The sequence below is a fragment of the Longimicrobiales bacterium genome (genome assembly GCA_035764935.1).
Classification (GTDB): domain Bacteria; phylum Gemmatimonadota; class Gemmatimonadetes; order Longimicrobiales; family RSA9; genus DASTYK01.
Map to the genome: position 1 here is coordinate 1 of DASTYK010000059.1, position 14,064 is coordinate 14,064.

General features: G+C 67.8%; 11 protein-coding genes. 6 read left to right on the plus strand and 5 right to left on the minus strand.

All coding sequences use genetic code 11. The annotated features are described in order from the left end of the window. Positions 1-138: 138 nt before the first annotated feature. Positions 139-417: a PqqD family protein gene (locus VFU06_04725; GenBank protein HEU5208696.1), complete on the minus strand. Its 279-nt coding sequence runs from the start codon at positions 415-417 to the stop codon at positions 139-141. A 242-nt stretch (positions 418-659) separates the two neighbouring features. Further along, a complete protein-coding gene (locus VFU06_04730) occupies positions 660-2,873 on the minus strand; it encodes a hypothetical protein (protein ID HEU5208697.1) in 2,214 nt (737 codons plus the stop codon). Positions 2,874-3,464: 591 nt separating this feature from the next. Here VFU06_04730 and VFU06_04735 point away from each other — a divergent pair. After that, complete coding sequence (locus tag VFU06_04735) at positions 3,465-4,253, plus strand: GNAT family protein (GenBank protein HEU5208698.1); 789 nt, start codon at positions 3,465-3,467, stop codon at positions 4,251-4,253. Positions 4,254-4,290: 37 nt separating this feature from the next. Further along, positions 4,291-5,202 carry an XrtA system polysaccharide deacetylase gene (locus VFU06_04740; GenBank protein HEU5208699.1) on the plus strand — a complete coding sequence of 304 codons (912 nt, stop codon included), beginning with the start codon at positions 4,291-4,293 and terminating at the stop codon, positions 5,200-5,202. Between the two features lie 195 nt (positions 5,203-5,397). Here the strand turns inward: VFU06_04740 and lpdA are convergent, their stop codons facing one another. Then, positions 5,398-6,795 carry a dihydrolipoyl dehydrogenase gene (gene lpdA, locus VFU06_04745; GenBank protein ID HEU5208700.1) on the minus strand — a complete coding sequence of 466 codons (1,398 nt, stop codon included), beginning with the start codon at positions 6,793-6,795 and terminating at the stop codon, positions 5,398-5,400. Positions 6,796-7,117: 322 nt separating this feature from the next. On the opposite strand from lpdA, the gene VFU06_04750 reads away from it, so the two are divergent. Then, on the plus strand, positions 7,118-7,549 hold the full coding sequence (locus VFU06_04750; protein HEU5208701.1) for a four helix bundle protein: 432 nt from the start codon (positions 7,118-7,120) through the stop codon (positions 7,547-7,549). Between the two features lie 198 nt (positions 7,550-7,747). On the opposite strand, the gene VFU06_04755 is transcribed toward VFU06_04750, so the two are convergent. Beyond that, a complete protein-coding gene (locus tag VFU06_04755) occupies positions 7,748-9,130 on the minus strand; it encodes a nucleotide sugar dehydrogenase (protein HEU5208702.1) in 1,383 nt (460 codons plus the stop codon). 69 nt (positions 9,131-9,199) lie between these two features. After that, positions 9,200-11,023 (minus strand): glutamine--fructose-6-phosphate transaminase (isomerizing), encoded by a 1,824-nt coding sequence (gene glmS / locus VFU06_04760; GenBank protein ID HEU5208703.1) that lies wholly within the window; start codon positions 11,021-11,023, stop codon positions 9,200-9,202. Between the two features lie 369 nt (positions 11,024-11,392). Here glmS and VFU06_04765 point away from each other — a divergent pair, with 369 nt between their 5' ends. The 3 genes from VFU06_04765 to VFU06_04775 all read left to right on the plus strand — a co-directional run bounded on the left by VFU06_04765 (position 11,393) and on the right by VFU06_04775 (position 13,858). Beyond that, entirely contained in the window at positions 11,393-12,226 is an 834-nt protein-coding gene (locus tag VFU06_04765) for a response regulator (GenBank protein HEU5208704.1), read from the plus strand. A 301-nt stretch (positions 12,227-12,527) separates the two neighbouring features. Then, the gene (locus tag VFU06_04770) at positions 12,528-12,659 is read left to right on the plus strand and encodes a hypothetical protein (protein HEU5208705.1); all 132 of its coding nucleotides are present in this window, start codon (positions 12,528-12,530) and stop codon (positions 12,657-12,659) included. 53 nt (positions 12,660-12,712) lie between these two features. After that, entirely contained in the window at positions 12,713-13,858 is a 1,146-nt protein-coding gene (locus tag VFU06_04775) for a HAMP domain-containing sensor histidine kinase (protein ID HEU5208706.1), read from the plus strand. Positions 13,859-14,064 lie beyond the last annotated feature (206 nt).

Here is a 14,064-nt window from a genome sequence, read left to right on the forward strand (position 1 = left end):
GGCGCCACGCGACCCGCGGTGAGCACCCGCTCCACCGTTCGCACGGGGAGCCGGAAGAGCGGCGGGAGCGCGAGCGTCAGGATGAAGACGCGCGCCAGCATCGTGAGCACGTGCTCGCGATAGCGGGTGCTCGTCGAATCAGTCACCGGACGTCAGCAGTTTCGCGTCCACGAGATCGTCGAGCAGCTCGTCCAGGTCCGCACGCATGGTTCGCTCGTCGATGTCGTACTCGGCGCAGAGTTGGCGCACGATGTCGTCCCGCGAACGGGTGCCGTCGCAGAGTGCCCACACCCGGCTGCCGACTTCGTCGAGCGAGAAGTACTCACCGCCGCGCCCGTCGAGCAGGACGAGCATGTCTCCGGACGTCTGCGTGAGGACGTGCTCGCGCGGCCTGGGATAGTCGTTCACAGCCTGCATGCCATCGTTCCCTTCTGCGGCAGCGGGCGGGACGCCTCGTTCGGCGCCCCGCCCGGACCGCATGGACTAGAAGGTGAACCGGGTAAGCCTCCTGAGGAGGCCGAGCCTCCGCAGGTGGGGTTTCCGGTACGCGCGACGAACGGTCACATGAACCTCCTTGGGCTGAGGAAAAGGGAACTGCCGGATACCTGGAGGCCGGTGGTGTCGCGCCCCCTCGCGCGACACCCCGGTTTCACACCGCGTCAGTCGCGGATCAGCACCCACGCCGTGCCGCCGGGCTGGCCGCGGGCCTCGAGCCAGATCTGGTTGCTGTTGCCGGGCCGCATCGATTCCCGGACGTTCAGCGTCGTCTTCAGACCGTTGCCGATGTCCTTCACGACGTACTTCCTGCCGTTCACCGTGACGTGCAGCTCGGTCAGGCCGGGGAAGCCGTTGTGCACCTCGACCCAGTACTCCGCCTGCGGGATCTGGTCGAAGCGCATGGTGATCGGCTTGCCGTAATACCGCTCCAGCGTCACGTCGATCGGGTCGCAGTCCGTGCTGTTGCCGGCGACGTCGCTCACCCGGAGCGCCAGCTGCGAGCTGGACGCCTGGTTGATCTTGGTCGCACGCACGACCACTTCCCCGGTCGTTCCGGTGGTGAACGGGGGTACGACTGCGTCGAGGTTGTTGGCCGTCGTCACCTGGATGCTCGCCAGGCCGCTCGCCTGGTCGCGGGCCGTCACCTCGATGTACTTGCGACCGCTGCCGTCCGTCCCCTGTCCGGAGAGGAAGCACGCCGGCGGCGTGGTGTCACCGCCGTCCGAAACGGATGCGATGCTGAGATCCGAGAGGACCGGACTCTCACCACTCGACGACGAGCGCAGCGTGACGCGCACCTGGATGAAGCGGCCGGTCAGGCTGAAGGCGACGTTGTTGGAGACCGGCGCGAACGCCTGGCCGCCGAGTCCCGCCTCCGTGTCCGCCGCGCGCGCTTCGACCGTGATGCTGGCGCCGGACGGGACCGAGCCCTCTGCCTCGGTGTTCCACTGGATCGTTCCCCACTCCGTGCCCGCCGCACCGCCGTCCTGCACGATGGTCCACGAGCCCTGCGGTGCCGTCGAGCCGAACAGCTGCGCGCCCGTCATGTCGCTGTAGTTGTACGGCGACGGTGTCGGCCGACCGCCCGGGCCAGCCGGGAAGTTGACGACCAGGTCGACGGCGCCGATCGGCGTCACGCCATCCGCGCCGATGCCGCCGCCCGCCGGATCGATACGCGTAGCGGTGTTGGAGTTGAGGTTTGCGCTCCACACCTTGCCGTCCGCGTCGATCGAAACGCCCGTGCTGCCCGCACCCTGCGGGTTGGGCACATTGCCTACGAACGTGCCGTCGTTCTTCAGGTGGCCGATCGTGCAGTTGGCGCCGCAGAACAGGGACGAGCTGACCCAGACGTCGCCATTGGCGTCCACGGCCAGCCCCTGCGCGTTGCCGCTGCCGTGCGAGAACGGCCCCAGGATGGTCGCGCCATCCGGGCTGATCTTTCGCACCACGTTGCCGGACAGCTGTGTCGCCCAGACCCAGCCGTCCTTGTCGATCGCGAGGCCGTAGTTGGCGATCTGAATGCAGACGGGGTTCGTTCCCGGCACCGTCGGTGCGTCCGGATCCCACCGCAACAGGCCGCTGCTGCCGCCATTGGCCGACCAGATCACGCCGTTCGCGTCGATCAGGCCGCCGTAGCCGCCGCACGGCACTGTCGTCACGGGCGTTTCCACCGTGCCGGTCGCGCCGTCCACCCGGACGAAGCCCCTCACGCCCGTGAAGCTGCCCACCCACAGCTTGTTGCTCGCGTCGATGCTCATGTGACGCGAGTCACCAAAGCCGAAGGTGTCCGTGTCCACGTGGTGCAGGATGCATTCGTCGACCGCCTCCGTCACGTCCGAGGTGCTGCCCGGCCAGGCCAGGACGTCGCCGTAGCCGGTCGACGTCTCGATCGTGCCGTTGCCGTTCCGGTCGACGCACTGGTTCAGCTCGGCGAGCCCCACGTGCGTCACACCGCCCCGGCCGCGATGCCCGACCCACACGCTGCCATCGATGGCCACGGTGGTGCGCGACGATTGCGTGCAGCTCACGGCGTCGGACAGCGTCCGGTACTCGCCCAGGATGGCACCCGTCTCCGTATTGACCTTGGCGATCGTGCAACGCACGGAGAGGGCGATCCAGATGAAGGGGAACGTCCCGCTCGTCTCGTTCAGCTGCAGCTGGTTGGGTGCCGCATCGTGGTTCACGCTGACCAGCGTGCCCTCATCGAAGTCGGCGTCCGTCGTATACGTGTAATCGGTTGCCGCCACCACGAACGTCGCGGTCGGCGGCAGCTCCGGGTCCGGCGGGCCCACAATGTCGGCACTGCGTTCCAGCTCCCGGCAGCCCCCCGCCAGGAGCACCAGTACCGCCGCCGCGGCCGTACCGACTCTCCGCACGGAATCGCTGCCTCTGCGCTGCAAGCTCGACTGGTCGAACTGACTCGACAGTGCTCCCATAGTGCCGCCTCCCGGTTCAGGTACAGGACACGACCCGTTCAGTAGATCTGCCAGCCGATACGCATCTCCTCTCGCCGGTGAGGGCCGGGGTGGCCCGCTCGATGTGGGACTCGGATGACCCGAGTGTCGAAAGGTGAGGGCGGTGCTCGGGTGCAAGCGGTATGCGCGGGAGGGTCGCTGCTCGGCATGGAGCGTCGCGCCGCAAATTGACGCACGCAGGATCATACCGGGCGCACGGGACGCACCGGCGCACCGGGCGGGTGCCGCGCAGACCCGGCAAGACCTGCGCAGCAGGCGCAGCGCGAACGCGGCACCCGTTTTCGTTGTGCTGCTGAGGGCGCGTCTCCATCGGCGCCGCTGATCCGCCGATGCAGCGCGATCATCCACGCAACGGTGCAATCATCCCGAGTCGCCGGCGCGCTGCGAGACTGGGACGGACGTGCGGCTTCGATGTTGCCCTTCGACCGGTCACGCAGTGCGCACTGTCGATCCTCCGCGCACGCCGTGCGACCCGATCCATCGAGGCTGAGGATGCTCGAACCCGCAACGCAGGTCCGGCCGCAGGGCCGCCTGCCCGACCTTGCCATCGAGAGTGTCGCCCGGGGTTTCTTCCGGGAGGCAGACCGCTACGGCTTCGAGCAGGTGGACTACCTGCGCTTCGTGAATGCCGTCCTCGGCCTGTCGATGTCCGCCGCGTCAGGCGCCGGGGGCGAGTCTGCGCCGCGGAGCCCGCAGCCGGCAGTGACCGCCGCGAGGCGGAACGGGGGCGCGGTCGCACCACGATCCGCGAATGGGCACGCTCCCGAACCGTGCAGCCTGCCGCTCGCGGACGACGTCGTTCGTGTGCGCGCGTTCGATCCTGCCACGGACACGCACGTGTTCGGTGAGTGGATGCGGGACGACTCCAGCGCGGAGTTCCTGCGCGCGGGCACGATGATGCGACGTCGCAGCCTGGACGAGATCGTGGACGCGCCGGACAGCATACTCGCCCTGGTAACACTGCCGGACGGCACACCGATCGGCGCAACCGCCTATCTGGACATCGATCCCGTGCAGAGCAAGGCGGAGATGCGCAAGCTGATCGGCGAGCCTGCACTGCGCGGCCGCGGCTACGGGCGTGCGGCAACGCGCCTCTGGCTCGACTTCGGCCTGCACGGGCTCCGTCTGCACAAGATCTACATCAACACACTCAACACGAACCTGCGGAACATCCAGCTCAATGAAGGCCTCGGGTTCAGGCTGGAGGGCATTCTGCACGACGAGGTATACCTCGAGGGCAGGTATCACGACGTGCTGCGCATGGCGGTCTGGGGGGATTGAAGCACGACGTACGGGCATGGGGTCAGGAGTCCTGCCAATGACCATCCGCGAAGTGGCGCTCGACCTGTCCGCATACGCGCACGCGAGCGCGCCGTACCACCACCTTACTGTGGACGTGGAAGAGTACTTCCATGTCGCTGCCTGGGAGTCGCACATCCACCGCAGCGACTGGAGCACGATGACGAGCCGGATCGACATCGGACTCGGCTCGCTGCTCGAGCTGCTCGAGCGGCACGGCGCGCGCGCCACCTTCTTCGTGCTGGGCTGGCTCGCGGAGCGGCGTGCGGACCTCGTCAGGCGGATCAGCGACGCCGGCCACGAAATCGCCTCCCATGGCTGGAACCACATGCGCGTGACGGAGCTGACGCCGCTCCGCTTCCGCTATTCCGTCCGTCGTGCGCGGGGGGTGCTGCAATCGATAACGGGTATGGACATCGCAGGCTTCCGCGCGCCCAGCTTCTCGATCGTGCCGGGGCTGGAATGGGCCCTGGAAACGCTGGTGCAGGAAGGCCACACGTACGACTCCAGCATCTTCCCGGCAAACGGCAGGCGCTACGGGTACCCCGGCGCGCGCCGGGATCCCTACGTCATCCACTGCGACGCCGGCAGCATCGTCGAGATGCCGCCGGCTACGCTCCGCTGTTTCGGACTGAACATCCCGGCCGCCGGCGGCGGCTACCTGCGGAACTTCCCCCTGAAGGTGGTCAGCGCCGCGATCACGTCAGCCGAGCGGCGCAGCGCGCCTGCCACGCTGTACGTGCATCCGTGGGAGCTCGATCCCGAGCAGCCGCGCAGCCCGCACTCCTGGGGCTCCACGATCCGGCACTACACCGGCCTGAGTCGCACCGCCTCGCGGCTGGAGCGGCTGCTGGAGACGTTCACGGTGAGACCGATCGCGGATACGATGGCGGGGATCGCGGTGCCGGGGCCGATCAGCGCGGGGCCCTGAGCACAGGGCAGCGGCAGTGCAGCAGCATGGTTCAGGCGGGCGCAGACGGGCAGGGCCGGGGCCGCTCAGCAGGGTGCTGAGCGGCGATTCGATACGGCGGAGCGGCTGGAGCCGGTGGGGCGCAGACGGGCAGCGCCCGATGAACGGGCGTCCACCGGGCCCTGGCCCCGGCCCGGGCCCCGGCCCCTTCCGTTCCTACATGTGGATCACGCGCCCCATCGAAGCCAGCGCTGCCTCCGCGATTGCCTCCGACAGCGTCGGGTGCGGGTGTATCGCCTTTTCCAGCTCCTCAACGGTCGACTCCAGGTGCCGACCCAGCACGAACTCCGCGACCAGCTCGCTGGCGCTCGGTCCGACGATGTGCGCACCCAGGATCTCGCCGTACTTCCTGTCGCGGATGATCTTGACGAAGCCTTCCGTCTCGCCCGCCGTGCGCGCACGACCGTTCGCGCTCCACGGGAAGCTGCCCGCCTCGTAATCGAGCCCCTGCTCCTTCGCCTTCTGCTCCGTCAGCCCGACTGACGCGACCTCCGGATGACAGTACGTCACGTTGGGAATGTTGTTGTAGTCGACCCAGCCGTGACCCTTGCCGGCGATGTGCTCCACCAGCACGATGCCCTCGTGCGACGCCTTGTGCGCGAGCAGCGGCGGCCGCGCACAGTCGCCGATCGCGTACACGCCCTTTGCCGTCGTTTCGAGGCGATCGTTCACCTGGATGAAGCCGCCCTCCGTCTTGACGCCGGCCTTGTCCAGCCCGATGTCGTCGATGATCGGCGCGCGACCGACCGCGACCAGCACGCGATCGACTTCGATCGTCTGGTCCTTTCCGGCCTTGTCCTTGAACGTCAGCTTCACGCCCTTCTTGCCGACGTCCGCCTTCTCGACGCGCGCCGACGTGTGGATCGTCATCCCGCGCTTCTTGTAGCTGCGCTCCACCACCTGCGCGCTGTCCTTGTCCTCCAGCGGCAGCACCTGCTCCAGCGCCTCGATGATCGTGACCTGCGAGCCGAACGCGGCGAACACGTCGGCGAACTCCATCCCGATCGCGCCCGCACCGATGATCGCGATGCTCTTCGGCGCCTCCGGCGCGAACACCGCCTGGTCACTGCTCCACACCCTGTCGCCATCGATCTTCAGCATCGGCAGCGAGCGCGGCCGCGAGCCCGTCGCCAGCACGATGTGCTTCGCGCTGTACGACGTCTTCTTGCCGTCCTGCTCGACCTCGACCTTGCCGTTGCCGGCCAGGCGAGCCCACCCCTCGATCGACGTGACCTTGTTCTTCTTGAAAAGGAAGCCGACGCCCTTGGCGCCCTGCGACGCGACGCCCTGCGCCCGCTTCGCCGCAACCGCGATGTCCAGCGTGACCTCACCCACGTTCACGCCAAAATCCTTCAGCGAAGACGCCTTCTTTGCGTACTTCGCGCTTTCCAGCATCGCCTTGGTCGGGATGCAGCCAATGTTGTTGCAGACACCGCCCAGCTTGTCCGCCTCCACACAGGCCACCTTGAGCCCGAGCTGCGCGCCTCGGATGGCCGCGACGTAGCCGCCGGGCCCCGAGCCGATCACAATGACATCAAAGGAGTTATCCGCCACGTTTCACCTCTGGATCCGCTGTTGGAATCGACGGGCGGGAAGGTACTGCGGCCTGCATTGGGGCACAACGACGGGGGGCCCGGTCCCCGTACGCGCTCCGTGAAGCCGCCGCGTCGCCTGCTCCGCTACCCGTTGAACTGCCCGGGTCACCAGTCTCGCTACGTTGAACTGCCCGGGTCCCCAGTCTCGCACACGCACACGCACGCGCACACGTGGATGGCGGTTCTGCTGTGGCTGGCCTGTCGGGCTATTGGGGCGCCCCGCTTTTCGTTCGAGGATTCCGACAGTCCCGCCGACGGGAGGAAGAGAACGTGGAGGAAGAATGGAATACCGCTTTGATCACGAGCGGCTGGAGGTGTACCGGGTCGCGCGGGAGTTCAATGGCCAGCTGAGTGGGTTGCTGACTCGAGTGCAGCGCGGGCAGGCCGAGTCGCGGGACAACCTGGCACGCGCCGGCAAGTCGATCACGCGCAATATCGCCGAGGGCGCAGGCAAATGGACCGTGAAGGACAAGATCCACTTCTACCACATCGCCCGCGCGTCAGCCACGGAATGTGCGGCCGGCCTCGACGAGCTGCTCGACTATGGCCTTGCCTCGCCCGAGCAGATCGAACCCCTCAAGACCACGCTCGGCCGCATCGTCGCAATGCTGATCGCCATGATACGCTCCCTGGAATCCCGAAAGGAACGGACCATGGACCGCGCCCCGACCCCGTCCCCGCGCGACCCCGGCAACGGCCAGATGCAACCATGAGTCACCGCCGCCGCCCGCCGCCCGCCGTCCGCCCTCGATCGCCGCGCCCATCCATCAGCCCCGCCACCCACGTGTGCGCGTGCGCGTGCGTGTGCGAGACTCGCGACCCCAACGACCTGTAAACAGAACAAACCCGCCATCGAGCCCCGCCACCACCAGGTGCCGGAACCCGAAACCCGGGACCCGTGACCCGTGACCCTACGCCACCGCCACCGCCTCCAGCGCCGCCCGTCTCCCGTTCTCCGCCCCCGACAGCCCCACGATCCGCGCCTTGCCCACGACGTCCCGCATCACGCCCCGCGCGTCCAGCACGACCCGCGCGTGCTGCGCGACATACTCGTAGTCCACCGCGCTGTGGTCCGTGACCACGACCACGCAGTCGGCCGTGACCAGCGTCGGCGCGTCGAGTGGCTGGCTCTCCATCGGCAGGTCGCGCAGCGCAGTGTGCCCGTCGTCGCGGATCACCGGGCAGTGCGGGTCGTGGAACGAGACCCGCGCGCCCCGCTCCTGCAGCAGGCGCATGATCTCGAATGCCGGGCTCTCGCGCAGGTCGTCGATGTCCTTCTTGTATGCGACGCCGAGCACGAGCACCCTGCTGCCGCGCAGCGAGCGGCTCTGCTCGTTCAGCGCGTCCTGCACCTTGCGCACGACGAACGCGGGCATCTCCGCATTGACCTCACTGCTCAGGTCGATCATGCGCGTCTTGAACGAGAGCGTGCGCATCTTCCATGACAGGTAGTGCGGGTCCAGCGGGATGCAGTGTCCGCCGAGCCCCGGGCCCGGCAGGAACTTCATGAAGCCGAACGGCTTGGTCGCAGCCGCCTCGATGACTTCCCACACGTCCACGTTGAGCCGGTCGCAGACCTGCGCCATCTCGTTGGCGAGCGCGATGTTGATCATGCGGAACGTGTTCTCGTGCAGCTTGACCAGCTCCGCTGCCTCCGCCGTGCTGACCGGCACGATCCGCTCGAAGATCTTCTCGTACAGGGATACGCCCATGCGCGTGCACGCGGGCGTGATGCCCCCGATCACCTTGGGCGTGTTGCGCGTGTGCCACACGGCGTTGCCCGGGTCGACGCGCTCCGGGCTGAAGCAGAGGAAGAAGTCGCGACCGGCCTGCAGCCCGCCAGCCTCGAGCACCGGCAGCATGGCTTCACGTGTCGTGCCGGGGTACGTCGTCGACTCCAGGATGATCAGCTGACCGCTGCGCAGTGCTCCCGCGACTGCCGCCGTGGCCGCGACGACGTACGACATGTCCGGGTCCTTGGTCTTGCTGAGCGGCGTCGGCACACAGATGGAGATCGCGTCGCACTGCGACAGCATCCCCATGTCGCTGGTCGCGACGATCCGGCCCGCCTGTACGAGCCGGCGCAGGTCGTCGCCGGTGACGTCCTGGATGTGTGACCTGCCGAGGTTGACGCCGTCGACCACCGACGCCGAGACGTCGAATCCGATGACGCGGTACCCACTGCGCGCCATTTCCACGGCCAGTGGCAGCCCGACATAGCCCAGGCCGATCACACCGAGCACTGCGCCGCGGTCGGCGATTCGCTGCTGAAGCTCCACGAGTTCCTCTGTCACGTTCAGGTGATGCGTATGGCCGGCGCCGCCGGGGAGTCCGGCGCCGGCCCCGTCGAGCGGGGAGGGCCGCTACTCGACGGTCACACTCTTTGCCAGGTTGCGCGGGCGGTCGACATCGCAGCCGCGCAGCACGGCGATATGGTATGCCAGCAGCTGCAGCGGGATCACCGTCAGCAGCGGCGAGAGCATGGGCGACGTGCGCGGCACGTTGAGCTGGTGATCCACGATCGCGCGGAGGTCGCCGTTGCCTTCCGTGCCGATCACCAGAATGCGCCCGCCGCGCGCCTTCACCTCCTGGATGTTCGACACGACCTTCTCATAGACCTCGTCCGACGGCGCGACGAACACGACCGGCATGTTCTCGTCGATCAGCGCGATCGGGCCGTGCTTCATCTCCGCCGCGGGCAACCCCTCGGCGTGGATGTAGCTGATCTCCTTGAGCTTGAGCGCGCCCTCGAGCGCGACCGGGAAGTTGACGCCCCGGCCGAGGTACAGAGCGTTCGGCGCCTCGGCGAACGACGCCGCAATCGCCTCGACCTGCGGCTCCAGTCGCAGCGTGCGCCGGATCAGCGACGGCAGCGTGTCCAGCTCACACAGCAACGCCGCCGCTTCCTCCTCGGCGAGGTCACGGTGCCGACCGAGGTATACGCCCAGCATCAGCAGCGCGATGATCTGCGACGTGAACGCCTTGGTCGATGCGACGCCGACCTCCGGTCCAACGTGCAGGTAGATGCCGCCGTCCGCATCGCGCGCGATCGTGCTGCCCACGACGTTGACGATGCCGACCACGTGCGCGCCCGCCGCGCGCGCCGCACGCATCGCCTCCAGCGTGTCCGCGGTCTCACCCGACTGCGAGATCGCGACTGCCAGCGTATCCGATGCGTCGAGCTGGTGCTGGTAGCGGTACTCCGACGCGTACTCGACCTGCACCGGCAGTCCTGTCAGTCGCTCGATCACCTGCCGGCCGATCAGCCCCGCGTGCCAGGACGTGCCGCAGCCCAGGATCAGCACGCGCCGGAAGCGGCGGCACTGCTCCGGCGTCAGCTTCAGCCCGTCCAGCCGTACATTGCCGTCCTCGCCCAGCCGACCACGCATGGTGTTGCGTGCGGACTCGGGCTGCTCGTGAATCTCCTTGTGCATGAAGTGCGCGTGATTGCCACGCTCGATCGCTTCGATCGACCAGTCGATCCGGTCGACGGAGCGGACCTGTACACGCGCATCGTGATCCACCACGTGCATGCCGTCGGCAGTCAGCACCGCGATGTCACCATCATCCAGGTAGACGACCTGCCGCGTGTAATCGACCACGGCCGACGGGTCCGATCCGATGAAGTACTCCGCCTCGCCCACACCGATCAGAACCGGAGAGCCGCGCCGCGCGACCACGATGCGACCGGGTTCGTCCGCGCTCATCACGGCGATCGCGTAGGCACCCACCACCAGGCCGAGCGCGGCGGCGACCCGCTCCTCGAGCGTGTCTGCCTTCGTGTCCTCGATCAGGTGGACGATGACCTCGGTGTCCGTCTCCGTCCGGAACACGTGACCCTTGTTCTCGAGGTGCGTGCGCAGTACGTCGGCGTTCTCGATGATGCCGTTGTGCACCAGTGCCAGGCGGCCGGTGCAATCGGTATGCGGATGCGCGTTCACCTGCGTCGGTGCGCCGTGGGTCGCCCAGCGCGTGTGGCCGATGCCGCTCGTGCCGCACGCGGGCTCCTCGCTCAGCAGCGACTCCAGTCCGCTCACCCGGCCGACCACCTTCCGCGTGATCAGCCCGACACCGTTCTGCACCACCACACCGGCCGAGTCATAGCCGCGGTACTCGAGCCGGTTGAGCCCGTTCAACAGGATCGGCGCCGCCTCGCGACTGCCCACGTAGCCGACGATTCCACACATCCATTGACCTCCGAGGTTACGTCCGGGGAGTCGCTGGAAGGTCAAGTTCGGGACCGACACTGCATGTGGCGAAAAATCCCCGTGGAAGGCGCGATTTCCGGGCACAATGCCACGTTCCGATGCGCAGCGGTGTTACGTCTCGTTGCGCGATCGCAACAGCAGATGCCGCGCTGCGCCCGCTGATCAATGGGGCTCAGCCGGAACGCGTTACGGGGGAGTTATCTCTGCCTGAGGTCGTTGCATGAGGGGGTACGATGTGACGTTCGCGAAATCATGTCATGGCAGCGAGCATGGAAACTGCTATCTTGCGGCACCTCCCGAATGGACCGGCAGTGCGTTCGGCAACTTCAAAGTACTGGAGCATGGCTGGTGAGACGGCCACCTCTCGTCCTGATCGTGAGCGAGCACGAGTGGGCATCGCGCTCACTCGATGCGGTACTGGCACCGCAGGGGTATGCGGTACTGCGCGCGTACAATGCGCGCCAGGCGCTCGAGCGCACGCGTGCTGCGAATCCCGATGCCGTGCTTGTCGATGGCAACCTTTCGGATAGCGATGCCGCTGGGCTGATTGCGCAGCTGCGCGGCGAAGGTGGGCTGTCCCCGGCAGCGGCCGTCGTCGCGATCTTTGCGGGCACGCTCAATCGCGACGAAAGGCTTCGCCTGCTGAGCGCCGGAGCCTGGGACGTGTTGAGCCTGCCGATCGATGCCGACGAGCTGCTGCTCCGCATCCAGCGCTTCATCGACGGCAAGATGGAGTCGGACCGGATCCGCGAGCAGGCGCTGCTCGACCCCGGGACGGGGCTTTACACGTGGGAAGGAATCGTCCGGCGTGTGCAGGAGCTGGGCGCAGCCGCGGCCCGCTTCAGCCGTCCGCTCGCGTGCCTCGTCCTCACCACCGCAGACGAAGCGGGTGACGTGCAGTCCATTGCGCAGCTTCTGCGAGAGGTGACGCGTCGCTCTGACGTGATCGGCCGCGCCGGTTCGGGCGAGTTCATCGTGGTCGCGCCCGACACTGCCCCCGACGGCGCCCGCACGCTCGCCGAGCGCGTGCACAACGCCGCCTCGAGCGGCCTGAGTGGCGCAGCCTGCAGGATCGGCGTGTTCGGCGTGCCCGACCTCCGCGAGGCCGGCCTCGATCCGATGGAGGTGCTCGTGCGCGCCACCATGGCCGCGGGCGCCAGGCCGGTCGAGGTCGACGCCTGACGCAGAGCACGCGCGTGCGACGACGTCACTAGGCACCATTCGTCGCGGCCGTGCCGACATCGAACCGCAACGGGTTGCGGTGCGCGTGCCGCGCCGCGGCGCACGTCGTCCGCAGCTGTGGTGTCGAGCCAACGAAAAAGCTTGACTCGCAGGTGGCGCATCACTATCTACAGCCTCCTGCACCCCTGACGGTGCAGCCACCGGTCGCTTTCCCCACCGTCCGGTTGTGACCGTCTACAGACACACAGCGAGCGCAACGAGGCGCCCCTTTGCGTCGTCCGCTCTGGATGGAGGCCCTGCCATGGCTTGTTCCGCGCAAGCGCCGGTGTGCGACGAGGGCGCGCCTCCTGACGCGCACGTGAGTGCCGATGCGTTCGGCCTGCGGATGGCGAACGCCGGGCAGATCACCAGTGTGATGCGGCCGCTCGGATGAGAGCCGGTGGGCGCGGGGGCTGGCACCGGTCCGGGGAGCCTCACGGGACCGATATGCGACAGCAGGCCGCGGGTGCATCGGCGGAAGCCGCACCGGGAACGGATACGCCCAACGACGAGAGGCGCCCGCTGATGGCACCCACATGCGCTCCGAGCACCATCACGGGCACCTACGACCGGCTGGATGAAGCTCTGCACCACCTGCTCGAGCAGCACGATGCCTGGGCGGCGGACGCCCTCGGCTACGAGGAAGCGGAGACGCGCCTCCACGAGCTGATCGATGCAGCCTCGGGCGTCGTGCCGCTCGCGCCGCCGGAGGCGGCTGGCGTGCGCGTCCTGCAGCAGCGGTTACTCGACCTGCTCCGCGCCCAGCTGCTGTCGGCACATCCGGCGGGCGTGGATGCAGCTGCTGATGCGGCCCTGCTAACCCTGCTGGGCAGGCTGGAAGAGATCCGCCAGGCGCTGGACCCGGAATACCATCAGCTGCTGCCGGCGCGACTCGCCGGAACAGACGCCCTCACGCTCGTCGTCGAGGTCGTGCATGACCTGCGCTCGCCACTCACGTCGATCATGTTCCTCGCGGAGACGCTGCGGAAGGGACGAAGCGGGCCGATCAATGACGCACAGCGCAAACAGCTGGGAATCGTCTACAGCGCCGCTCTCGCACTGACCACAGTCGCAACGGACGTCATCGCCCTCGCTCGCGGCGGCGACGTGCAGCCCGAGTCCGATGCACCCTTCTCCATCCACGAGATCTTTCATTCCGTACGTGACATGGTCCTGCCCCTTGCGGAAGAAAAGGGTCTCGACCTGCGCTTCAACACCGTGATCGACGAGCCGCGCATGGGCAACAGCATCGCGCTCGGTCGCGTGCTGTTGAACCTGGTCACCAACGCGCTGAAGTTCACCGAGTCCGGCTACATCGAGGTCACGGCAGAGGAGCGCGGCGCCGCGCGCGTCGAGTTCGCGGTGCGCGATACCGGGCGGGGGATGGAGCACCCGGACCCCAACCTGCTCTTCCAGCCCTTTCACCGCACGAGCTACAGGAGTGGACTGCGGTTCTCCGGGACGGGGCTCGGGCTGTCCATGTGCCGGCGGACGGTCGAAGTGTTGGGTGGAGAGCTGCGGTACGAGTCACGGCCCGGCTCGGGTACGCGGTTCTTCTTCGAGCTGAACCTGCCCAGGGTGAGCCGGTTCTGACCGGGCGAGTCCGCCCCGTTCCCGCCCACGGTCCCGCCCGCTCTCTCTCTCCACCGATCAACCCGACGAACAGCACCACTGCGACCACGAGGCCGCCCGGACCGCTCGATCCTTGAAAAAACGGATAGCTCGGCTGATCCGTTAGATCGCCTCGACTGCGGGCCTGCTCTCCGCCAGGCTGCCGGCGCCTGTTGCCAGGGCGGCCA